Genomic DNA, 22,393 nt, shown 5'->3' on the forward strand with positions numbered 1-22,393 from the left:
ACCCACGGCCATGGACGCTGTGACCCAGGTGCCGCCGCCGGTGAACGAGCCGGTGCACACCTACGCGCCCGGTTCGGCGGAGCGCGCCCGACTGGAGCGCAAGCTCAAGGAACTGTCCGAGAACCCCGTCGAGCTGCCGATGACCATCAACGGGGTCCGGCGGATGGGCGCGGGGGACCGGTTCGACGTGGTGCAGCCGCACCGGCACCGTGCCCGGCTCGGCACCTACGGCAACGCCACCCGGGCCGACGCGCAGGACGCCATCGACGCCGCGCTGGCGGCGGCCCCCGCCTGGCGGGAGCTGCCCTTCGACGAGCGGGCCGCCGTCTTCCTGAAGGCGGCCGAGCTGCTGTCCGGGCCGTGGCGGGAGACGATCGCGGCCTCCACCATGCTGGGCCAGTCCAAGACGGTGCAGCAGGCGGAGATCGACGCGCCGTGCGAGCTGATCGACTTCTGGCGCTTCAATGTGCACTTCGCCCGCGAGATCCTGGCCGAGCAGCCGCTGGTGCAGCCCAAGGGGGTGTGGAACCGTCTGGACTTCCGCCCGCTGGAGGGCTTCGTCTACGCGATCACGCCGTTCAACTTCACCGCCATCGCCGGCAATCTGCCCACCGCCCCGGCACTGATGGGCAATGTGGTGGTGTGGAAGCCGTCGCCGACCCAGACCCACTCGGCGGTGCTGCTGATGGAACTGCTGGAGGAGGCCGGGCTGCCCCCGGGCGTCATCAACCTGGTGACCGGGGACGGCAAGGAGGTCTCGGAGGTGGCGCTGCCGCACCCGGACCTGGCCGGGGTGCACTTCACCGGCTCGACCGGCACCTTCCAGTACCTGTGGCGGGAGATCGGCACCCACATCGAGCGGTACAAGGGGTACCCGCGGATCGTGGGCGAGACCGGCGGCAAGGACTTCATCGTCGCCCACCCGACCGCCGACCCGGCGGCGCTGAAGACGGCGATCACCCGGGGCGCCTTCGAGTACCAGGGCCAGAAGTGTTCGGCGGCCTCCCGGGCGTACATCCCGCGCTCGCTGTGGGAGGGCGGGCTGCGTGACGCGCTGGCGGCGGAGACCGAGGGCCTGACGATGGGCGACCCGAGCGACCTGTCGAACTTCATGGCCGCCGTCATCGACGAGCGGGCCTTCGCCAAGAACAAGGCGGCGATCGAGCGGGCCAAGGCCGACCCGTCGTGCGAGATCGTGGCGGGCGGCACCTGTGACGACTCGGTCGGCTTCTTCGTGCGGCCCACGGTGCTCACCTGCTCCGACCCGGAGAACGAGGTGTTCACCACGGAGTACTTCGGCCCGATCGTCGCGGTGCACGTGTACGAGGACGACTCCTTCGACGCGATGCTGGAGCAGATGGAGTCGGTGGCCCCGTACGCGCTGACCGGCGCGGTGCTGGCCAGGGACCGGGCGGTGGCCGCCGCGGCGAGCGAGAAGCTGCGGTTCGCGGCCGGCAACTTCTATCTGAACGACCGGCCCACCGGGTCGGTCGTGGGGCAGCAGCCGTTCGGCGGGGCCCGGGCCTCGGGCACCAATGACAAGGCCGGCTCGAAGTTCAATCTGCTGCGCTGGACCTCGCCGCGCTCGCTGAAGGAGACCCAGGTTCCGGCGACCGACTACCGCTACCCCCACATGGGCTGACCGGTCGGGAGCGGTCGGGAAACGATCGGCAACGGCCCCGGTGCGCACGGAAAGTGCGTGCCGGGGCCGTTCTCGTCTCACATACTAGGACGGTCGAGTATCTAGCGAGACATCACTGCTGAAGGCCGCTACTTTTGTAGAAGCCGACAGTGACGCTCCATCCAGCGTGCGGCGGTCGCGGCCAGGTGCAGCAGCGCGGGTGACCCCCGCCGCGCCGGCCCCACCCCCTGCGGCAGCCCTCGCCGTACCCCCACTCCCTGGAGCCGATCCGCCATGGACGACACGCTCACCGTGCCCGCAGCCGAGCAGACCGCGCGGCGCACCCCCCGCGTCCCGCGCACCTCCTCCTCCGTCGCCGTCCGCGACGACGCGTCCCGGCGGTTCGCCGCCGACGCGCTCCAGCGCGCCCTGGACCGCCGGGACAACGGCGGCGCCCCGGCCGCCGCCCACTGATCCCACCGGGGCGCGCGCGTTCTCCCGGCCGCTGTCCGGATCGTGGACGCGGTACGTCCGCTCCCCGGACCCGACGTAAGGTCCCCTCCATGGCGCGCAGCATCGATCTCGCAGTGATCCCCGGCGACGGCATCGGCCCCGAGGTGGTGGCCCAGGGCCTCAAGGTCCTCGCGGCGGCCCTCCCCTCCGACGTCAAGCTGGAGACCACCACCTACGATCTGGGCGCCAAGCGCTGGCACGCCACCGGAGAGACCCTCCCCGACGCGGACCTGGAGCGGCTGCGCGGCCACGACGCCATCCTGCTCGGCGCCATCGGCGACCCGGGCGTCCCCTCCGGGGTGTTGGAGCGCGGCCTGCTGCTGAAGCTGCGCTTCGCGTTCGACCACTACGTGAACCTGCGCCCCTCCGTCCTGCTGCCGAACACCACGACTCCGCTGGCCGGGAACCCGGCCATCGACTTCCTCGTGGTGCGCGAGGGCACCGAGGGCCCGTACGTCGGCAACGGCGGCTCGATGCGCACCGGTACGCCCGCCGAGGTGGCCACCGAGGTCTCCATCAACACGGCCTACGGGGTCGAGCGCGTGGTCCGTGACGCCTTCGAGCGCGCCGCCGCCCGCCCGGCGAAGAAGCTGACCCTGGTCCACAAGAACAACGTCCTGGTGCACGCCGGCCACCTGTGGAAGAACACGGTGGACCGCGTCGCCCAGGAGTACCCGCAGGTCGCCACCGACTACCTGCACGTCGACGCCGCGACGATCTTCTTCGTCACGCAGCCCGAGCGCTTCGACGTCATCGTCACCGACAACCTCTTCGGCGACATCCTCACCGACCTCGCCGCCGCCATCACCGGCGGCATCGGGCTCGCCGCCTCCGGGAACATCAACCCCACCGGTGCCTTCCCTTCGATGTTCGAGCCGGTGCACGGCTCCGCGCCCGACATCGCGGGCACCGGCAAGGCGGACCCCACCGCCACCGTGCTCTCCGTCGCCCTGCTGCTGCGCCACCTCGGCCACGAGGAGCAGGCGGCCCGGATCGAGGCAGCCGTGACCGCCGACCTGGCGGAGCGCGACGGCACACCGCGTGACACCGACACCATCGGGGACGCCCTCGCGGTACGCGTAGCCGGTTCCGTAACCGGCTAGCCCGCGGCACCGCTCACGCCACACGCACCCCCACCGCCGCCGGGCACACATTTCGCCCGGCGGCTGGGCTTACCCGCCGCTGGGTGCCACCATCACCATCAGGACCGCCTCCCGTGCGCATGCCGAACCTCCCCGCGCGATAATCGGACGCGGGGCCGAACTGTCTCCCGATGCTCGGACTTCCTAGTACCGCGTTCATCGGGGGGACAGGCCGGCGGTCCGCCACATCACTCAGCGAAGGACGCGCTCACCATGACGACGCCGCCGATCGAATTCGACCTCAAGCCCTCCGCCGCGCCGCTGGCGGACGCGGAGCGCGAGGCCCTGCTCGCCGCTCCCGGCTTCGGCCGTTACTTCACCGACCACATGGTCACCATCAAGTGGAGCAAGGGCCGGGGCTGGTACGACGCGCAGCTCACCCCGTACGCGCCCTTCCAGCTCGACCCGGCGAACAAGACGCTGCACTACGGGCAGGCGATCTTCGAAGGGCTCAAGGCCTACCGGCAGCCCGACGGCTCCATCGGGGTCTTCCGCCCCGACGCCAACGCCCGCCGCTTCCAGGACTCGGCCCGCCGCCTGGCGATGCCCGAACTGCCGGTGGACACCTTCATCAAGGCCATCGACCTGCTGCTGGCCCACGACAGCGCCTGGGTGCCCGCGCACGGCGGCGAGGAGTCGCTGTACCTGCGGCCCTTCATGTTCGCCACCGAGTCCGGCCTGGGCATCAACGAGCCGGCCGGTGAATACCTCTTCGTGCTCATCGCCTCCCCGGCCGGCGCCTACTTCCCGCGCGGCGTCAAGCCGGTCTCGGTGTGGCTGTCCAAGGAGTACGTGCGCGCCGCCCCCGGCGGCACCGGCGCGGCGAAGTTCGCCGGGAACTACGCGGCCTCCTTCCTCGCCCAGGCGGAGGCCGTCGAGCACGGCTGCGACCAGGTGGTGTGGCTGGACGCGGTCGAACGCCGCTGGGTCGAGGAGATGGGCGGCATGAACCTGTACTTCGTGCGCGGCTCGGGCGAGGACGCCACCGTGGTCACCCCGGAGCTGACCGGCACCCTGCTGGCCGGCATCGTCCGTGACTCGCTGCTGACCATCGCCGCCGACCTCGGCTACACGACGGGCGAGACCAGGATCACCACCGAGGACTGGGAGCGCGACTGCGCGGACGGCTCGCTGACCGAGACCTTCGCCTGCGGCACCGCCGCGGTGATCACCCCGGTCGGCTCCGTGAAGTCCTCCGACGCCGCCTGGACGGTCGGCGACGGGCAGCCGGGCCCGGTCACCCTGCGGCTGCGTGAGGCGCTGCTGTCCGTCCAGCGGGGCCAGGCCCCCGACCCGCACGGCTGGATGCACCGGGTCGGCTGACCCCCCGTACCCCCGCCGCGCCGGTACGGTGCGGGCCCCCGGCCCGTCCCGCACCGGCGCGGGCCGGGCCGGTGCCGGGCATGGGCATACCGCCCGACTATCGTCCGAATCGTGAGACGCACCCGTTGGTGCGGACATCCTGTGCCACACTGGGCACGTGCTCTCGATCGCCATGATTATGGGTGACGAGCGCGCCGGTCCGCAGTGATCGCCGCCCCACCCCACCCCGGGTGACGCGGCCACCGTGCCTCGACCCGCGCGCAGACCTCTCGCATCCGCGAGGGGTTTTTTCGTTTTCCGGCCCCACCACGGCCGGACGGGAGCAGGGCAGTGGAGCCGACCACAACCGCACCCTCCGCAGGAGCCAGCCACCATGACCGCACCGGACACCTCCGCCGCACCCGATGACGGCTTCCACGTCTTCGACACGACCCTGCGCGACGGCGCCCAGCGCGAAGGAATCAACCTGACCGTCGCCGACAAGCTGGCCATCGCCCGGCACCTCGACGACTTCGGCGTCGGCTTCATCGAGGGCGGCTGGCCCGGCGCCAACCCCCGCGACACCGAGTTCTTCCGCCGCGCCCGCGAGCTGCCCTGGCGCCACGCCCAGCTCGTCGCCTTCGGCGCCACCCGCAAGGCGGGCACCACCGCCGCCGAGGACCCCCAGGTACGCGCCCTGCTGGACTCCGGCGCCCCCGTCATCACCCTGGTCGCCAAGTCCCACGACCGGCATGTGGAACTCGCCCTGCGCACCACCCCCGACGAGAACCTCGCCATGATCGCCGACACGGTGCGCCACCTGCGCGCCGCGGGCCGCCGGGTCTTCGTCGACTGCGAGCACTTCTTCGACGGCTACAGCGACAACCCCGGCTACGCCCTGGAGGTCGTGCGCACCGCCGCCACGGCCGGCGCCGACGTCGTCATCCTGTGCGACACCAACGGGGGCATGCTCCCCGCCCAGGTGCAGGCCACCGTACGCACCGTCGTCGCCGACACCGGCGCCCGCATCGGCATCCACGCCCAGGACGACACCGGCTGCGCCGTCGCCAACACCCTGGCCGCCGTGGACGCCGGGGCCACACACGTCCAGTGCACCGCCAACGGCTACGGTGAACGCGTCGGCAACGCCAACCTCTTCCCGGTGGTCGCCGCCCTGGAGCTGAAGTACGGCAAGCGGGTGCTGCCGCCCGGCGCGCTCCAGGAGATGACCCGCATCTCGCACGCCATCGCCGAGGTCGTCAACCTCACCCCCAGCACCCACCAGCCGTACGTGGGTCTGTCCGCCTTCGCCCACAAGGCGGGCCTGCACGCCTCCGCGATCAAGGTGGACCCCGACCTCTACCAGCACATCGACCCGGAGCTGGTCGGCAACTCCATGCGGATGCTCGTCTCCGACATGGCGGGCCGCGCCTCCATCGAGCTCAAGGGCCGCGAACTGGGCTACGACCTGGAGGGCGACCGCGAGCTGGTGGGCCGGATCGTCGCCCGGGTCAAGGAGCAGGAGCTCAAGGGCTACACGTACGAGGCCGCCGACGCCTCCTTCGAGCTGCTGCTGCGCGACGAGGTCACCGGCCGCGCCTCCCGCTTCTTCCGGCTGGAGTCCTGGCGCGCCATCACCGACCAGCGCCCGGACGGCACCGTCGACAACGAGGCCACCGTCAAGCTGTGGGCCAAGGGCGAGCGGGTGGTCGCCACCGGCGAGGGCAACGGGCCCGTCAACGCCCTGGACCGCGCGCTGCGCGGCGGCCTGGAACGTACCTTCCCCGAGCTGGCCAGGCTCCAGCTGGTGGACTACAAGGTCCGTATCCTGGCCGGGCGCTCCGGCACCCACTCCACCACCCGGGTGCTCATCACCACCGGGGACGGCACGAGCGAGTGGTCCACGGTGGGGGTGGCCGACAACGTCATCGCCGCCTCGTGGCAGGCGCTGGAGGATGCCTACACCTACGGTCTGCTGCGGGCCGGGCTGCGGCCGACGGACTGAGCCGGGCCGGGGGGAGCGAGCGGAATTATAGGATTCCTCTAGTTCCCCCCGGGTCTGCTGTGTTACTTCGCTGCACCTTTTCCTCGTAACCCGGTGGTTCTGTACAGGACGACCACGAAATGGCGGCGGAGACTGTACGGATCTGACGAGAGCGTTCGCTCCTGGCGTTTCATAGGGTCTATACATGACCGATGAGTCCCTGACGACCGTGGCCGCCCCCGACGCGCGGGGGCGCGTTGCGGAGCTGCGCGCCATCCGCGAAGAGATCGGCCGCGGTCCCAGTGAGAAGGCGACCGCGGCCCAGCACGCCAAGGGCAAGCTGACCGCCCGGGAGCGGATCGAGCTGCTGCTGGACGAAGGCTCCTTCCAGGAGGTCGAAGGGCTGCGCCGGCACCGTGCCACCGGCTTCGGCCTGGAGACCAAGCGCCCCTACACCGACGGTGTGATCACCGGCTGGGGCACCGTGCACGGCCGTACCGTCTTCGTCTACGCGCACGACTTCCGGATCTTCGGCGGGGCGCTGGGGGAGGCCCACGCCCAGAAGATCCACAAGATCATGGACATGGCCATCGCGGCCGGTGCCCCGCTGGTCTCCCTCAACGACGGTGCGGGCGCCCGCATCCAGGAGGGCGTCTCGGCGCTGGCCGGCTACGGCGGGATCTTCCAGCGCAACACCAAGGCGTCCGGCGTCATCCCGCAGATCTCCGTCATGCTCGGCCCCTGCGCGGGCGGCGCCGCCTACAGCCCGGCCCTGACCGACTTCGTGTTCATGGTCCGCGAGACCTCGCAGATGTTCATCACCGGCCCCGACGTGGTCAAGGCCGTCACCGGCGAGGAGATCACCCAGAACGGGCTGGGCGGCGCCGATGTGCACGCCGAGACCTCCGGGGTGGCGCACTTCGCCTACGACGACGAGGAGTCGTGCCTGGAGGAGGTGCGCTTCCTGCTGTCGCTGCTGCCCTCCAACAACCGCGAGAACCCGCCCACCACCGAGACCGAGGACCCGGCCGACCGCTCCGGCGACGCGCTGCTGGACCTGGTCCCGGCGGACGGCAACCGCCCGTACGACATGCGCGCCGTCATCGAGGAACTCGTCGACGACGGGGAGTTCCTCGAGGTCCACGAGCGCTGGGCCACCAACATCATCTGCGCGCTGGGCCGGCTCGGCGGCCAGGTGGTCGGCATCGTCGCCAACCAGCCGCAGTCGCTCGCCGGGGTGCTGGACATCCACGCCTCCGAGAAGGCCGCCCGCTTCGTCCAGCTGTGCGACGCCTTCAACATCCCGATCGTCACCCTGCTCGACGTCCCCGGCTTCCTGCCCGGCGTGGACCAGGAGCACGGCGGCATCATCCGGCACGGCGCCAAGCTGCTTTACGCCTACTGCAACGCGACCGTGCCGCGGATCTCCGTGGTGCTGCGCAAGGCGTACGGCGGTGCCTACATCGTGATGGACTCCCAGACCATCGGTGCCGACCTCACCTACGCCTGGCCGACCAACGAGATCGCGGTCATGGGCGCGGAGGGCGCGGCCAATGTGATCTTCCGCCGCCAGATCGCCGCCGCCGAGGACCCCGAGGCCACCCGGGCGCGGCTGGTGAAGGAGTACAAGACCGAGCTGATGCACCCGTACTACGCGGCCGAGCGCGGTCTGGTGCACGACGTGATCGACCCCGCCGAAACCCGCGCGGTGCTGATCCAGTCCCTGGCGATGCTGCGCACCAAGCACGCCGACCTGCCGTCCCGCAAGCACGGCAACCCGCCCCAGTGACGTCAGTGACGACCGAGGAGACACCGCAGATGAGCACGGAGACGGACACCAAGCTGGTCCGCGTGGAGAAGGGCGCCGCCAGCGACGAGGAGCTGGCGGCGGTGACCGCGCTGCTGATCGCCCGGGCGGCCCAGAGCCCGTCGGCCGGTGCCGGGCACGCGGCCGGTGGCCGCAGCACGGCCGGCTGGCGCCGGCTGGAGCGCACCCCGGGCTTCCGGGCACCGCACAGCTGGCAGGGCTGACCGCGCGGGGCGGGCGGCGGCAGTGCTTCGTGCGGCCGTACGCCGCCCGTGCTGCCGCGGGTACGTCACAGGGCGGGCCGGACACCGATCCACGGTGTCCGGCCCGCCCTGCTGGGTACGGCGTACGGGGTGACCGGGCGTCAGCCCGCGTCCGGCAGCTTCATGAGGATGGTGCGGCGCGGGTTGGCGGTCTGCCCCGGCAGTTCCTCCGAGAGCGTGTACGTGACCGGGGCCGGTGCCAGCTCCTGCGCGTCCCGCAGATGTGCGAGGGTGGTGCGCCGGGGGTTGGCGGTGGAGCGGACGCTCAGGGTGCTCTTCACGGAGGATCTGCCTTAGGTAGAGCTGCTGCTTGTAAAGCCTGACACTAGGTGCCGTATACCCCGCGAGCGTTCCTTATCAGCCAGCACCCGCATGTGATTTTCCTCACGAGCGGCGGGGCAAAAGCCGCATAGGGGACGGGAATCTGACGGTATGAAAGGGGGACATGGCGGATGAAACCGTATGTAGCACCTCGGTTGACGCACCCTCCGGTGTATCGATTCGATGGCGATGGTGTGGAGAAAAGTCCGCTATGCCTGCTCCCCGCTTCCACGGCAGGTAGTGAGGCGCGTGCGGAGCGTCATACATGTCACGGGACCATTCCGGGCCCTTGTTGGAGATCGGCCACTGTGCTGGAATTCCACGGACCGCCGCGTGACACGAGCTCATGTGCAGGGCGCGCCCCAAGCGTCACGTGCTGGCTGAACACCGGACACGCCGGTTACCGACGACGACGACCGCCGGGGGGTCGTATGCCCCTGGCTCGATACCGTCACGCCGCATCGCGGCGCGACGCCTGGTCCAGAGGTTGCGACGCATAGTGCAGGGACGTTTCAAGAGGGAAGGCAGCGCTGCGGGAGAACCGGAGCAGGGTGGTGCCACGCAGCGTGGCTCCTCCGGCGGACCTGCCTCCAGCGGCGACCCGGCGCGGAACGCGCCCGGTTCCGGGGAGGCCCCGGCCGACCGGAGTACCGCCCAGAACGACCCCACGGCCGCTGCCGAGGCGAGACCCAGCCGGGCGGGTTCCCGGCTGGCGCTGCGCAACTGGCGCATCAGCACCCGACTGGTCTCCCTGATCGCGCTCCCCGTGATGGCCGCCACCGTGCTGGGTGGCCTGCGTATCCAGTCCTCGATGGACGACATCGAGCAGCTGGACACGATGCAGCTGCTCACGGACATGACCCAGCAGGCGACCCTGCTGGCCGCCGCCCTCCAGGAGGAGCGCGACCGCTCGGCCGGCCCGCTGGTGGCGGGCATGAGCGCCAAGAGCGACGAGATCGCGACCGCCCGGGAGCGGACGGACGACGCGCGGGGCGCGTTCAGTGACGCCACCAACGCGATAACGGCCGACGACGACGTCATGCGAGGGGTCCAGGCCACCGTCCTGGACATCAGCCGGCAGCTGACCGGCATCAAGGAGATCCGGGACGAGGCGTACGCCGACCCGGACTACGTCTCGCAGACGATCATGCGCTACAACGACCTGATCGAGGCGCTGCTGTCGCTCTCGCAGGACATGGCGCAGGCCACCAGCAACAGCGAGATGATCCGCTCCACCCGGGCCCTGGCCACCTTCTCGGCGGCCAAGGAACACGCCTCCATCCAGCGCGCCGTCATCACCGCCGGCCTCGCCCGCGGCGAACGCGACGGCGACGAGATGGGCCTGTCACCCAGTGACTGGCGGTACGGCAAGACCCACGCGGCCAGTGAGGCGGCCTCGCTCAACAGCTTCACCCAGATCTACGGCAACGACCTCGGCGCCAGCGGCCTGCTCGACCCCCTCGAGGGCGGCATCGTCAACGTCGTCTCGGCCGACACCTACCGCGACATGGTCTTCGCGTCGCTGGACGGCATCCAGCGCCAGGAACGCTCCTACCGTGACTGGTTCGACCAGGACCGCACCAAGATCGACGCGATGAACGCGATCGAGCGGACCCTGATCACCGAGATGGAGGAGCAGGCGCGCGACCTGCGCGACGAGGCCCAGCAGGAAGCCATCCTCAACGGCGCCATCGTGGTGCTGGTGCTCGGCATCTCCCTGGTCGGTGCCTTCGTGGTGGCCCGCTCCATGGTCCGCTCGCTGCGCCGCCTCCAGGACACCGCCCAGGAGGTCGCCCACAAGCGACTGCCCGAGGTCGTGCGCCAGATGTCCGAGGCGGAGCCCGAGGACGTCGACACCTCCGTGCAGTCGGTCGGTGTGCACACCCGGGACGAGATCGGCCGGGTGGCCGAGGCGTTCGACGACGTGCACCGCGAAGCCGTCCGGCTGGCCGGTGAACAGGCCCTGCTGCGGGGGAACGTCAACGCGATGTTCACCAACCTCTCGCGGCGCAGCCAGGGCCTCATCCAGCGTCAGCTGTCGCTCATCTCCGAACTGGAGTCCCGCGAGGCCGACCCCGACCAGCTGTCCTCGCTGTTCAAGCTCGACCACCTCGCCACCCGCATGCGCCGCAACGGCGAGAACCTGCTGGTTCTCGCCGGTGAGGAGCCGGGCCGCCGCTGGACGCGGCCGGTGCCGCTGGTGGACGTGCTGCGCGCCGCGGCCTCCGAGGTGGAGCAGTACGAGCGCATCGAGCTGAGCGCCGTACCGAAGACGGACGTGGCCGGCCGGGTCGTCAACGACCTCGTGCACCTGCTCGCCGAGCTGCTGGAGAACGCCACCTCCTTCTCCTCGCCGCAGACCAAGGTCAAGGTCACCGGTCACGCGCTGCCCGACGGCCGGGTGCTCGTGGAGATCCACGACACCGGCATCGGACTCTCCCCCGAGGACCTGGCCGAGATCAACGACCGGCTGGCCAACCCGCCCACCGTCGACGTCTCCGTCTCGCGCCGGATGGGCCTGTTCGTGGTCGGCCGCCTGTCCCTGCGGCACGGCATCCGCATCCAGCTGCGTCCCTCCGACTCCGGCGGCACCACCGCGCTGGTGATGCTGCCCGCCGAGGTGGCCCAGGGCGCCGGGCGCGGTCCGCGTCCGGGGCAGGGCGGCGCGGGCATGCCCGGCGGCGGCATGCCGGGCGGCGCCGCCGGTGCGCCCGCCGCGGCACCTCCCACCACCACCGTGCAGCGGGAGACCCCGCCCGGACGTCCCGGCGGGCCGCAGGCCCCCGGTGGTCGCGGGCGCGGGCTGGCGAACCTGGGCAAGGGCCCCTCCGCCTCGCGCGGCCAGGTGGCCGGCGGCCAGGAACGCCCCGCGCTGCCGCCCCGGCCCGGCAACACCTCCTTCCCCACCACCGGTTCCGGCTCCCCGGCGGCCCCGGCGAACCCCACCGCGTCCGAGCCGGGGCGTGACCCGCTGACCGGCGCTCCCGGCGACGGCGCGCCCGACCGCTCGGGCCGGCCGAGCTGGGCCAGCCGGGTCGAGGACAGCGGCCGAATACCCGTGGTCGGCGACCCTAGTGAGGGACCGCGCGGACACGAGGAGCCGGACACCGGCGAGTACGCCCGCCCCGGTTTCACCGGCGCCAGCGGCCCCGCGCCGCGCCCGGCCGCCCCCTCCGGCCGCTCCCAGCAGTTCGACGCCTTCGGCGACACCGGCGAGTTCCGCTCGCCCACCGCCCAGGGCCCCGGTCCCGGCCGCCCCGGCGCGGGATACCCCGCCGACACGGCCGAGTTCCCCGCGGTGGGCGGCCAGGACTTCGGTACGGGCCGGCCCGGTGCCGGCCGGCCGGGCCCCGGTGACTACCCGGGCGCCGGCGAGTTCCCGGCGATCGGCCAGAACCAGAACCAGGGCCACAGCCAGGGGCAGGGCCGACAGGACCCCGGCTCCGGTGGCTACCCGTCCGGCCCCGCCGACACCGGCGCCTTCCCCGCACTGGGGCAAGGACCCGACCAGGGCCGTCAGGGCTTCCCCGCCGACACCGGCGCCTTCCCCGCGGTGGGCCCCGGATCCGGCGGCGGCTACCCGGACGGGACCGGGGAGTTCCCGGCCCTCGGCCAGGACCAGGGCCCCGCGGGATACCCCGCCGACACCGGCGAGTTCCCCGCCTTCGGCACGCAGGCGCCCACCGCCGGGCCCGAGCGGTACGAGCCGCAGCAGCCGGCGCAGCCGGCCGCGTTCACCGACCCGCTGCCCACCGGTGGACCCACGACCTCGGAACGCACTCCGATCTTCGAGGAGATGGAGTCCACCTGGTTCGGGACCCGGCGGGTGGCACCTCCGGGCCCCGCGGCTCCCGCCGCGCCGGAACCGGCCGCGGGCCCCGCGCCCGCCACCGGATCGGGGCTGCCGGTACGCGGCCGGAGCACGCCGCGTACCGAACCGGAAGCCGCACCGGGCGGCGGTGGCTTCGGTGCCGCGCCGCGCGACGACTTCCCCCGTACCGAACCGGCCGCCGCGACGCCGGGCGCCTCGCCCAACTGGCGGCCCTCACCCAACGACGAGCTCGGGCGTCAGGCCGGGCAACTGCGTCAGCCGAGCGCCGGCGGGGTGACCACCTCGGGTCTGCCCCGGCGGGTACCGCGCGCCAATCTGGTGGCGGGCGCCGCTCAGCAGTCGCAGCAGCAGGCCGCCCCGACCGGCCCGCAGGTCTCCCGCGCGCCGGACGCAGTCCGGGGCCGGCTGACCAATCTCCGCCGGGGAATTCAGCAGGGGCGCCAGGCCAATTCCACGGCCGGCCGGACCGATCGGGGCTCCGGCCCCAGATACCAGTAGGAGCGTTAGTGTGAGCCCGATGAGCCAGGCGGCGCAGAACCTGAACTGGTTGATCACCAACTTTGTGGAGAACACTCCTGGGGTGTCGCATACGGTGGTGGTGTCGGCTGACGGTCTTCTGCTGGCGTTGTCCGAGGGTTTTCCCCGGGATCGTGCGGATCAGTTGGCTGCGGTGGCGTCGGGGTTGACGTCGTTGACGGCTGGTGCGTCGCGGATCTTCGAGGGTGGTGCGGTGAATCAGACGGTGGTGGAGATGGAGCGTGGTTTCCTCTTCATCATGTCGATCTCGGATGGTTCGTCGTTGGCGGTGCTGGCGCATCCGGATGCCGATATCGGTCTGGTGGGGTATGAGATGGCCCTTCTCGTCGACCGCGCCGGCACCGTACTGACCCCCGCGCTCCGGGCCGAATTGCAGGGCAACCTGCTCAACTGATTCCCAGCTCCCCCCGCATGAGCACCACCACCCGCATGACCGACCTCATGTCCCGCTCGGAGGAGCCATGAATACGCCACCCTCGCAGGGCGCCTACGGCGCAGGCCATCAGCCCTACGGTCACCATGACGACAGCGATCAGCCGCTGGTGCGTCCGTACGCCATGACGGGTGGCCGGACCAGGCCGCGTTATCAGCTGGCGATCGAGGCGCTGGTGTCCACCAGCGCCGAGCCGATGCAGCTCTCCGGGCTGCTGCCCGAGCACCAGCGGATCTGCCAGCTGTGCATGGAGGTCAAGTCGGTGGCCGAGGTATCGGCCCTGCTCTCGATGCCGCTGGGTGTGGCGCGCATCCTGGTGGCCGACCTCGCGGAGGCCGGCCTCATCGCGATTCACCAGCCCGACCAGGGCGAACCGGGTGGTCAGCCTGATGTGACACTGCTCGAAAGGGTGCTCAGTGGACTTCGCAAGCTCTAGCGGTGCGGGCCGTTCGGCTCCTTCCCGTTCCACTACTTCTGCGAAGATTGTGGTCGCGGGTGGGTTTGGTGTGGGGAAGACCACGTTTGTCGGTGCCGTGTCGGAGATCAATCCGCTGCGTACCGAGGCCGTGATGACGTCCGCGTCCGCCGGTATTGATGATCTGACGCATACCGGTGGTAAGACGACCACGACGGTGGCGATGGACTTCGGTCGTATCACGTTGGATCAGGATCTGATTCTGTATCTCTTCGGTACGCCGGGGCAGGATCGTTTCTGGTTCATGTGGGACGACTTGGTGCGTGGTGCCATTGGTGCGGTGGTGCTGGTGGATACGCGTCGGTTGGCGGATTGTTTTCCGGCGGTGGATTACTTCGAGAACAGTGGTCTGCCGTTCGTGATCGCGTTGAACGGGTTCGACGGGCATCAGCCGTATTCTCCGGAGGAGGTGCGGGAGGCGTTGCAGATCGGTCCGGACGCTCCGATCATCGTGACGGACGCGCGGCATCGTGCGGAGGCGAAGTCGGCGCTGATCACCCTCGTCGAACACGCCCTCATGGCCCGCCTGGGCTGAACCGGGCCCTCCGAAGACCCGCGCCGCACTGTGGCGTTGAACACGTCGTCTCCCCAAGTCGATCACGATTCCACACACCTTCCGCGCACGGTCTGCACGGGCAGCGAGCGAGCTGCTCCGGGCCGTGCCCAGGTTTCGTGCGGCTATGTCGCTTCTTGCTCCACCGTGACCTGAATGTCCATGCCGCCCGGCGTCCGGATCCACCGGCCCGGGGGGATTGGAAAGTGCCCCCACAACGTGCTGGAATCCACAGCGACTCCGCAGTCGTGGCGGCCATCCGGACGGTGTGCCGATGCCGAGAGGTGAGAGGCCAGTGAGGCGCAGCAGAGCGACGCCCCCGTTTCCGAATCCGCCGGACGCCCCGGGCATGTCAGGGCGCGGCAACTTCACCCCGCCCACCGCCGGCGCACCCTCCGGCGCGGGAGAGGTGCCCGAGCGGGACGGGGGCCCGGAGCCCGGCCGGGGCGGCAGCCGCTTCGCGCCCCGCAACTGGCGGGTGGCCACGCGGCTGAACGCCATCCTGCTCATCCCCGCGCTGCTCGCCCTGATCTTCGGCGGCCTGCGTGTCTACGACGCCTACGACACCTGGCAGGAGGCCGACTCCGCCGAGCGCACCGCGGAGCTCGTGCGCGCCGCCGGTGCCTACGCCCACGCCCTCATCGACGAGCGCGACGCGACCGCCCGCCCGCTGCTGGAGGGCCGCCCCGACGATCCGGTCATCGAACGGGCGCGCCGGCTCACCGATGAGGCGGCGGCGGAGTTCCGGGCCCTGGTCCAGGACGCCCCGCGGACGGAGAGCCTCCAGCGCCGCCTCGCCCTGGTGGAGGCCACCGAGCCGACGCTGCCGGCCCTGCGCTCGGCCGCGTACGGCGAGGACCTGCCCGGTGTGGAGACGGAGGAGGGGTACATCGCCGTCCAGCACCCCCTGATGTCCTTCGCCAACGAACTGGGTCTTGGCACCGGCAACATCACCTCCTACGGCCGCACCGTCTACGCCATCTCCCTGGCCAAGTCGGCCAGCTCGCTCCAGCGCGCCATCGGCACCCATCTGCTGGTCGACCCCGGCCCCGGCGCCGCGCAGACCCAGCGCCAGCTCACCGCCTTCAGCAGCTACGCCTACCTGGAGAACATCGCCCGCAACGAGTACTCCGCGGCCGGCACCGAGGCGGACGCCGCCCGGCTGACCGAGGTCCTCACCCAGAGTGGCGCGGGAACAGACTCCGAGCTGCAGCGGATGGTCGCGCTCATCGCCTCCGGTGCGGACGGGTCCGAGCTGGAGGCGGCCGAGCTGACCCCGCAGAACTGGTACGCCGCCTCCACCGACCGGTTCGACGCCTACCACACCATCGAGCGGGAGCTGGTGGACACGGCCGTCGGCGAGGCCCGCGACATCGCCTCCACCGCCCGCCGCGACATGATCATCAGCGCCGGCGTCGTGGTGACCGCCCTGCTGCTGGCCTTCGTCATCGCCATGCTGATGGCCCGCTCCATGAGCCGTTCCATGACCCAGCTGCGCTCCGCCGCGCTGAACGTCGCCGAGGACCGGCTGCCCGCTTTGGTCGAACAGCTCTCGCGCACCCAGCCCGGCTCCGTGGACACCCGCGTCGAGCCGCTGCCGATCAGCAGCCGCGACGAGATCGGCGAGGTGTCGCGGGCGTTCGACCACGTGCACCGTGAAGCGGTGCGGCTGGCCGCCGAGCAGGCCCTGCTGCGCGGCAACGTGAACGCGATCTTCACCAACCTCTCCACCCGCAACCAGGGACTGATCGAGCGCCAGCTGGGCCTCATCGGCGAGCTGGAGGCCCGGGAGGCCGATCCGGAGCAGCTGGAGCATCTGTTCAAGCTGGACCACCTGGCCACCCGGATGCGGCGCAACGGCGAGAACCTGCTGGTGCTGGCGGGGGAGGAGCCGGGCCGCCGGCTGACCGAGCCGGTGCCGCTGGTCGACGTGCTGCGGGCCGCCGCCTCCGAGGTCGAGTCGTACGCCAGGATCGACATGTCCGGCGTCCCGGCGAACGACATCCACGGGGCGGTCGTCACCGACCTGGTGCACCTGCTGGCCGAGCTGCTGGAGAACGCCATCACCTTCTCCTCGCCGCAGACCAAGGTGCGGGTGACAGCAACCCGATTGCCCGACGGTCGTATCATGATCGAAATCCATGACAAGGGTATCGGTCTGACCCCGGAGGACTTCGCGGAGATCAACAAGCGACTGGCCGATCCGCCCTCCGTGGACGCGTCGGTCTCCCAGCGCATGGGCCTGTTCGTCGTCGGCCGGCTGGCCGAGCGGCACGGCATTCGCGTCCAGCTACGCCCTTCGGGGGAACGCTCGGGCACCACATCCCTGGTGATGCTCCCCGAGTCGGTCACCCGGGGCGGGGGCGCCGAACCAGCCGTGGCGGGTGAGGAATTCACCGTTTCCCGGATCGTTACACCGGCACAGGACGCCCACATCACCGAGGCACAGCGGCAGGCAGGTCTGCGGACCGCCGCCGAGCTGGGCTTCGACGACTCGCGGTACGGGGCGCCCGCCGTCGCGCCCGTACCGGCACAACCGGCCCTCCCCCAACTCCCGCAAACCGGTACACAGGCCCCGTACGACCGTGGGTACGAAGGTGGGTACGAGACCCCCCGGACGCCCCCCGTCGAACCGGCGTACGATCAACTCTCGGCGCAGGGAGAGCAGTTCACGGGCTATCCGGCGCCCACAGAATCTCCGCAGGATGGTCCCGCGGGCCCCGGGCAGAGCGTAGGCTTCACTGCACCGGAGCCGGGTACGGCGGAATTCCGTGGTACGACCGGGGCGGGACTGCCCCGTCGCACACCGCCGGGACCGCAGCGGCACGACCACGCCGAAGCGGCTCCGGCGCCGACACCGGCATCCGGGGAGGCGCAGTGGGACCGTGGGCCACGCCGCGAGGCGCGGCCCGGTGGCACCACTTCCGCCGGACTTCCCAAGCGGGTGCCCCGGGCGAATCTGACCGAGCACTCGCCGGCGGAGCCGGGGGCGGCCGAGGGGCCGCAGGTGTCCCGTGATCCGGAAGATGTCCGCGGCAGGCTCAGCAACCTGCACCGCGGTGTACGACAGGGCCGGGGCGGCAGTGACCGCACCGGCCGGAACGAACCGCAGGGCCCCGGCCCTGGTAACACATACGATCAGGAGCGTTAGTGTGAGCCCGATGAGCCAGGCGGCGCAGAACCTGAACTGGTTGATCACCAACTTTGTGGAGAACACTCCTGGGGTGTCGCATACGGTGGTGGTGTCGGCTGACGGTCTTCTGCTGGCGTTGTCCGAGGGTTTTCCCCGGGATCGTGCGGATCAGTTGGCTGCGGTGGCGTCGGGGTTGACGTCGTTGACGGCTGGTGCGTCGCGGATCTTCGAGGGTGGTGCGGTGAATCAGACGGTGGTGGAGATGGAGCGTGGTTTCCTCTTCATCATGTCGATCTCGGATGGTTCGTCGTTGGCGGTGCTGGCGCATCCGGATGCCGATATCGGTCTGGTGGGGTATGAGATGGCCCTTCTCGTCGACCGCGCCGGTACCGTACTGACGCCGGATCTGCGAGCCGAGCTCCAGGGCAGCCTGCTCAAGTAGCGGGCTGCTTGTGCGGATTGGGCCCGCGCACCATAAGGTGCGGGGGTGATGGCGAAGCGGTGAGCGCGTTTCGCGCGGGTCGACGAAGGCAGTCGGAGGAGGACACGTGACAACGCCCCCAGGCGGACAGTACGGCAACGACTTTCCGGCGCAGCCGCACAGCGGCGGGCAGTCCGGACGGTTCAACTTCCCCTCGGCGCCCAGCGGCGGTCACCGGCGCGCCGCGCCGGACCATCGCCCGGCGCCGGACCAGCGTGCCGAGGCGGCGCCCCCGCAGCGGCAGCCGCAGTCGCAGCCGCAGCCGCAGCCCGAACAGCCCAGGCGGCGCTCCTTCGACAGTGAGCCCCAGCCGCTGGTGCGTCCGTACGCCATGACGGGTGGCCGGACCAGGCCGCGTTATCAGCTGGCGATCGAGGCGCTGGTGTCCACCAGCGCCGACCCCGCCCAGCTCGGCGGCCAGCTTCCCGAGCACCAGCGGATCTGCCAGCTGTGCTACGAGGTCAAGTCCGTCGCCGAAGTCTCCGCCCTCCTCTCCATTCCTCTCGGTGTCACCCGGATTCTGGTGGCCGATCTGGCTGAGGCTGGGCTTGTCGCGATTCACCAGCCGGGCCACGAGGGGGAGCCCGGCGGTCAGCCTGATGTGACACTGCTCGAAAGGGTGCTCAGTGGACTTCGCAAGCTCTAGCGGTGCGGGCCGTTCGGCTCCTTCCCGTTCCACTACTTCTGCGAAGATTGTGGTCGCGGGTGGGTTTGGTGTGGGGAAGACCACGTTTGTCGGTGCCGTGTCGGAGATCAATCCGCTGCGTACCGAGGCCGTGATGACGTCCGCGTCCGCCGGTATTGATGATCTGACGCATACCGGTGGTAAGACGACCACGACGGTGGCGATGGACTTCGGTCGTATCACGTTGGATCAGGATCTGATTCTGTATCTCTTCGGTACGCCGGGGCAGGATCGTTTCTGGTTCATGTGGGACGACTTGGTGCGTGGTGCCATTGGTGCGGTGGTGCTGGTGGATACGCGTCGGTTGGCGGATTGTTTTCCGGCGGTGGATTACTTCGAGAACAGTGGTCTGCCGTTCGTGATCGCGTTGAACGGGTTCGACGGGCATCAGCCGTATTCTCCGGAGGAGGTGCGGGAGGCGTTGCAGATCGGTCCGGACGCTCCGATCATCGTGACGGACGCGCGGCATCGTGCGGAGGCGAAGTCGGCGCTGATCACCCTCGTCGAACACGCCCTCATGGCCCGCCTGCGCTGAACCCCGCGCTCACTCACTGCCACGCCCGGTGGTCTCCCCGTGCTGGGGAGACACCGCCGCGTGGCGGTTGGCTAGTCTGAGGACAAAGATCCCAGCAGCCAGTGAAGGGCAACGCAGCCGTGCGCATCGCCAGATTCTCCATCGACGGCACCGTCGGGTTCGGTGTGGTGGAGGGGGAGCCCACCGACGAGGACGGGCTCGTACTCGACATCATCAAGGGCCACCCCTTCGCCGAATTCGAGCGCTCGGGCCACCGGGTTCCGCTCAAGGCGGTCCGGCTGCTGCCGCCCGTACTCCCCAGCAAGGTCGTCGCGATCGGCCGCAACTACGCCGAGCACGCCCGTGAGCTGGGCAACGAGGTCCCGGAGGTCCCGGTCGCCTTCTTCAAGCCCTCCACCTCGGTGATCGGCGACGGCGACGCCATCCGGTACCCCTCGATCTCCCAGAACGTCCATCACGAGGCCGAACTGGCCGTGGTCATCGGCCGGATGTGCCGTGACGTGCCGCGCGAACGCGCCAAGGACGTCATCCTCGGCTACACCTGCGCCAACGACGTGACCGCGCGCGACGTCCAGGACCGCGAGAAGCAGTGGGCGCGGGCCAAGGGCTTCGACACCTCCTGCCCGCTCGGCCCCTGGATCGAGACGGATCTGGACCCGGCCGATCTCGCCATCATGTGCACCGTGAACGGCGAGCAGCGGCAGCTCGGCCGCACCAGCGAGATGGTCCGTACCGTGGAGGACCTGATCGTGCACATCACCGAGTCGATGACGCTGCTCCCGCAGGACGTCATCCTCACCGGCACCCCGGCCGGCGTCGGCCCGCTGCACGCCGGCGACGAGGTCGCCGTCTCCATCGAAGGCATCGGCACTCTCACCAACAAGGTCGTCAAGGCGTGACTAGTCCCACCACCCCCTCCGTCCGTGTGCGCTTCTGCCCCTCCCCGACGGGCAACCCCCATGTGGGCCTGGTGCGCACCGCCCTGTTCAACTGGGCCTTCGCCCGCCACCACGGCGGCACCATGGTCTTCCGCATCGAGGACACCGACGCGGCCCGTGACTCCGAGGAGTCCTACACGGCGCTGCTGGACTCCCTGCGCTGGCTGGGCCTCGACTGGGACGAGGGCCCCGAAGTGGGCGGCCCGCACGCCCCGTACCGGCAGTCGCAGCGGATGGACCTGTACGCGGATGTCGCGCGCCGGCTGCGCGAGGCGGGGCGGGCGTACCCCTGCTACTGCACCACCGCCGAGCTCGACGAGCGCCGCGAGGCCGCCCGGTCCGCCGGGAAGCACTCCGGGTACGACGGGCACTGCCGCGACCTGAGCGCGGAGCGGGTGGCCGCGTACGAGGCCGAGGGCCGGACCCCGATCATCCGCTTCCGGATGCCGGACGAGCGGATCACCTTCACCGACCTGGTGCGCGGCGAGCTGACGTTCGCGCCCGAGCACGTCTCGGACTACGGCATCGTGCGCGCCAACGGCGCCCCGCTGTACACCCTGGTCAACCCGGTGGACGACGCGCTCATGGAGATCACCCACGTGCTGCGCGGCGAAGACCTGCTCTCCTCGACGCCGCGGCAGATCGCGCTGTACGCGGCGCTGGCCGAGATCGGCGTCGGCTCCGGGCGCACCCCCGCGTTCGGGCATCTGCCGTACGTCATGGGGGAGGGCAACAAGAAGCTCTCCAAGCGCGACCCGGAGTCCTCGCTCAACCTGTACCGCGAGCGCGGCTTCCTGCCCGAGGGTCTGCTGAACTACCTCTCCCTGCTGGGCTGGTCGATCGCCGAGGACCGGGACATCTTCAGCGTCCAGGAGATGGTGGAGGCCTTCGAGATCGGTGACGTCAACGCCAACCCGGCGCGCTTCGACCTGAAGAAGGCCGAGGCGATCAACGCGGTGCATCTGCGCGAGCTGCCCCTGGCAGCGTTCGTCGAGGCGTGCGCGCCGTGGCTGGCGGCGCCGTACGCGCCGTGGAAGCCCGAGGCGTTCGACCGGGCGGCGTTCGAGGAGCTGGCGCCCCTGGCACAGACCCGGCTGACGGTGCTCTCCGACATCACGGCCAATGTCGACTTCCTGTTCCTGGACGCCCCGGTGGAGGACGAGAAGTCCTGGCAGAAGGCGATGAAGCCGGGCGCGGAGCAGGTGCTCGCCGCTGCGCGGGACCGGCTGGCGGAGGCCGACTGGAGTTCGGCCGAGTCGCTGAAGGAGGCCGTGCAGACGGCCGGTGAGGCGCATGGTCTGAAGCTGGGCAAGGCGCAGGCGCCGGTTCGGGTGGCGGTCACCGGCCGCACGGTCGGGCTGCCGCTGTTCGAGTCGCTGGTGGTGCTGGGGCGCGAGCGCACGCTGGCGCGCGTCGAGGCGGCGCTGGTCAGGCTCGCCGGCTGAGCGCGGGCCGAGTACGGGCAAGGGCGGGGCGGGTCCCGTCGCGGTGTGTGCCGCGGCGGGGCCCGCGCGTGTGCGGCGGTGCGTCCGTCCGCCGTGGCGGGCCTCCTCAAAATGCGACATATCGGGTGATGCCGTAGCGTTTTGCCTCGTCAGTATCGCTGACATGGCAACGCACCCGATATGAGGAGGCAATGCATGCTCGCGCAGAAGACACTCCCGCTCGTCGCCGACCCCGCCGAGGCCGCAGCCGCCCAGGCGCTGATGACCGAACCGGAGGCGCCGCTGAGCGACGCCCCGCTGTACTCGCCGGAGGCGGCCGGGTTCCTCCTGCTTCTCCTGCTGCTCTCGCCGAAGACTCCCATGGAGCCGGGCGACAAGTGAGCCGGATGCCGG

General features: G+C 70.7%; 19 protein-coding genes. 18 read left to right on the plus strand and 1 reads right to left on the minus strand.

Features of this window, described 5'->3' with window-relative positions:
- Positions 1-10 precede the first annotated feature (10 nt).
- The 7 genes from pruA (at position 11) to SXIM_RS21500 (ending at position 8,593) form a co-directional block, all read left to right on the plus strand.
- A complete protein-coding gene (gene pruA / locus SXIM_RS21470) occupies positions 11-1,642 on the plus strand; it encodes an L-glutamate gamma-semialdehyde dehydrogenase (protein ID WP_046724913.1) in 1,632 nt (543 codons plus the stop codon).
- A gap of 273 nt (positions 1,643-1,915) precedes the next feature.
- On the plus strand, positions 1,916-2,095 hold the full coding sequence (locus SXIM_RS21475) for a hypothetical protein (protein ID WP_030738909.1): 180 nt from the start codon (positions 1,916-1,918) through the stop codon (positions 2,093-2,095).
- An 89-nt stretch (positions 2,096-2,184) separates the two neighbouring features.
- Positions 2,185-3,237, plus strand: coding sequence for a 3-isopropylmalate dehydrogenase (locus SXIM_RS21480; RefSeq protein ID WP_030738912.1), 1,053 nt, complete (start codon positions 2,185-2,187; stop codon positions 3,235-3,237).
- Positions 3,238-3,489: 252 nt separating this feature from the next.
- The gene (locus SXIM_RS21485; RefSeq protein WP_030738914.1) at positions 3,490-4,599 is read left to right on the plus strand and encodes a branched-chain amino acid aminotransferase; all 1,110 of its coding nucleotides are present in this window, start codon (positions 3,490-3,492) and stop codon (positions 4,597-4,599) included.
- Between the two features lie 373 nt (positions 4,600-4,972).
- Positions 4,973-6,583: a citramalate synthase gene (cimA, locus tag SXIM_RS21490; RefSeq protein WP_030738917.1), complete on the plus strand. Its 1,611-nt coding sequence runs from the start codon at positions 4,973-4,975 to the stop codon at positions 6,581-6,583.
- 184 nt (positions 6,584-6,767) lie between these two features.
- Entirely contained in the window at positions 6,768-8,351 is a 1,584-nt protein-coding gene (locus tag SXIM_RS21495; RefSeq protein ID WP_030738919.1) for an acyl-CoA carboxylase subunit beta, read from the plus strand.
- A 29-nt stretch (positions 8,352-8,380) separates the two neighbouring features.
- A complete protein-coding gene (locus tag SXIM_RS21500; protein ID WP_030738921.1) occupies positions 8,381-8,593 on the plus strand; it encodes an acyl-CoA carboxylase subunit epsilon in 213 nt (70 codons plus the stop codon).
- Positions 8,594-8,733: 140 nt separating this feature from the next.
- On the opposite strand, the gene SXIM_RS21505 is transcribed toward SXIM_RS21500, so the two are convergent.
- The gene (locus SXIM_RS21505) at positions 8,734-8,913 is read right to left on the minus strand and encodes a hypothetical protein (RefSeq protein WP_030738923.1); all 180 of its coding nucleotides are present in this window, start codon (positions 8,911-8,913) and stop codon (positions 8,734-8,736) included.
- A 539-nt stretch (positions 8,914-9,452) separates the two neighbouring features.
- On the opposite strand from SXIM_RS21505, the gene SXIM_RS21510 reads away from it, so the two are divergent.
- The 11 genes from SXIM_RS21510 (at position 9,453) to SXIM_RS21560 (ending at position 22,381) form a co-directional block, all read left to right on the plus strand.
- A complete protein-coding gene (locus tag SXIM_RS21510) occupies positions 9,453-13,283 on the plus strand; it encodes a sensor histidine kinase (protein WP_046724914.1) in 3,831 nt (1,276 codons plus the stop codon).
- A 19-nt stretch (positions 13,284-13,302) separates the two neighbouring features.
- On the plus strand, positions 13,303-13,716 hold the full coding sequence (locus tag SXIM_RS21515; protein WP_046724915.1) for a roadblock/LC7 domain-containing protein: 414 nt from the start codon (positions 13,303-13,305) through the stop codon (positions 13,714-13,716).
- A gap of 67 nt (positions 13,717-13,783) precedes the next feature.
- On the plus strand, positions 13,784-14,191 hold the full coding sequence (locus SXIM_RS21520) for a DUF742 domain-containing protein (RefSeq protein ID WP_030739487.1): 408 nt from the start codon (positions 13,784-13,786) through the stop codon (positions 14,189-14,191).
- Positions 14,172-14,765, plus strand: a complete 594-nt coding sequence (locus tag SXIM_RS21525) for a GTP-binding protein (RefSeq protein WP_046724916.1) — start codon at positions 14,172-14,174, stop codon at positions 14,763-14,765. Before SXIM_RS21520 ends, SXIM_RS21525 begins: the two co-directional genes overlap by 20 nt.
- 367 nt (positions 14,766-15,132) lie before the next feature.
- A complete protein-coding gene (locus SXIM_RS21530) occupies positions 15,133-17,934 on the plus strand; it encodes a sensor histidine kinase (RefSeq protein ID WP_043178995.1) in 2,802 nt (933 codons plus the stop codon).
- Between the two features lie 10 nt (positions 17,935-17,944).
- Complete coding sequence (locus SXIM_RS21535) at positions 17,945-18,358, plus strand: roadblock/LC7 domain-containing protein (protein WP_046725836.1); 414 nt, start codon at positions 17,945-17,947, stop codon at positions 18,356-18,358.
- A gap of 106 nt (positions 18,359-18,464) precedes the next feature.
- The gene (locus SXIM_RS21540) at positions 18,465-19,043 is read left to right on the plus strand and encodes a DUF742 domain-containing protein (protein ID WP_046724917.1); all 579 of its coding nucleotides are present in this window, start codon (positions 18,465-18,467) and stop codon (positions 19,041-19,043) included.
- Positions 19,024-19,617 carry a GTP-binding protein gene (locus tag SXIM_RS21545; protein WP_046724918.1) on the plus strand — a complete coding sequence of 198 codons (594 nt, stop codon included), beginning with the start codon at positions 19,024-19,026 and terminating at the stop codon, positions 19,615-19,617. The genes SXIM_RS21540 and SXIM_RS21545 overlap by 20 nt, the downstream gene beginning before the upstream one ends.
- Before the next feature lie 119 nt (positions 19,618-19,736).
- Positions 19,737-20,516, plus strand: a complete 780-nt coding sequence (locus tag SXIM_RS21550; RefSeq protein WP_030738480.1) for a fumarylacetoacetate hydrolase family protein — start codon at positions 19,737-19,739, stop codon at positions 20,514-20,516.
- Positions 20,513-22,000: a glutamate--tRNA ligase gene (gene gltX, locus SXIM_RS21555; RefSeq protein WP_043178759.1), complete on the plus strand. Its 1,488-nt coding sequence runs from the start codon at positions 20,513-20,515 to the stop codon at positions 21,998-22,000. The genes SXIM_RS21550 and gltX overlap by 4 nt, the downstream gene beginning before the upstream one ends.
- A gap of 195 nt (positions 22,001-22,195) precedes the next feature.
- Complete coding sequence (locus tag SXIM_RS21560; protein ID WP_030738474.1) at positions 22,196-22,381, plus strand: hypothetical protein; 186 nt, start codon at positions 22,196-22,198, stop codon at positions 22,379-22,381.
- Positions 22,382-22,393: the final 12 nt, after the last annotated feature.

This window comes from Streptomyces xiamenensis (genome assembly GCF_000993785.3).
Lineage (GTDB): Bacteria > Actinomycetota > Actinomycetes > Streptomycetales > Streptomycetaceae > Streptomyces > Streptomyces xiamenensis.

Bases quoted from the DNA above. Each gene is read 5' to 3' on its own strand.
- SXIM_RS21560 (WP_030738474.1), top strand. From the start codon at position 22,196: ATGCTCGCGCAGAAGACACTCCCGCTCGTCGCCGACCCCGCCGAGGCC.
- SXIM_RS21495 (WP_030738919.1), top strand. From the start codon at position 6,768: ATGACCGATGAGTCCCTGACGACCGTGGCCGCCCCCGACGCGCGGGGG.
- SXIM_RS21535 (WP_046725836.1), top strand. From the start codon at position 17,945: ATGAGCCAGGCGGCGCAGAACCTGAACTGGTTGATCACCAACTTTGTG.
- SXIM_RS21480 (WP_030738912.1), top strand. From the start codon at position 2,185: ATGGCGCGCAGCATCGATCTCGCAGTGATCCCCGGCGACGGCATCGGC.
- SXIM_RS21520 (WP_030739487.1), top strand. From the start codon at position 13,784: ATGAATACGCCACCCTCGCAGGGCGCCTACGGCGCAGGCCATCAGCCC.
- SXIM_RS21515 (WP_046724915.1), top strand. From the start codon at position 13,303: ATGAGCCAGGCGGCGCAGAACCTGAACTGGTTGATCACCAACTTTGTG.
- SXIM_RS21485 (WP_030738914.1), top strand. From the start codon at position 3,490: ATGACGACGCCGCCGATCGAATTCGACCTCAAGCCCTCCGCCGCGCCG.
- SXIM_RS21530 (WP_043178995.1), top strand. From the start codon at position 15,133: ATGTCAGGGCGCGGCAACTTCACCCCGCCCACCGCCGGCGCACCCTCC.
- pruA (WP_046724913.1), top strand. From the start codon at position 11: ATGGACGCTGTGACCCAGGTGCCGCCGCCGGTGAACGAGCCGGTGCAC.
- SXIM_RS21475 (WP_030738909.1), top strand. From the start codon at position 1,916: ATGGACGACACGCTCACCGTGCCCGCAGCCGAGCAGACCGCGCGGCGC.
- SXIM_RS21500 (WP_030738921.1), top strand. From the start codon at position 8,381: ATGAGCACGGAGACGGACACCAAGCTGGTCCGCGTGGAGAAGGGCGCC.
- cimA (WP_030738917.1), top strand. From the start codon at position 4,973: ATGACCGCACCGGACACCTCCGCCGCACCCGATGACGGCTTCCACGTC.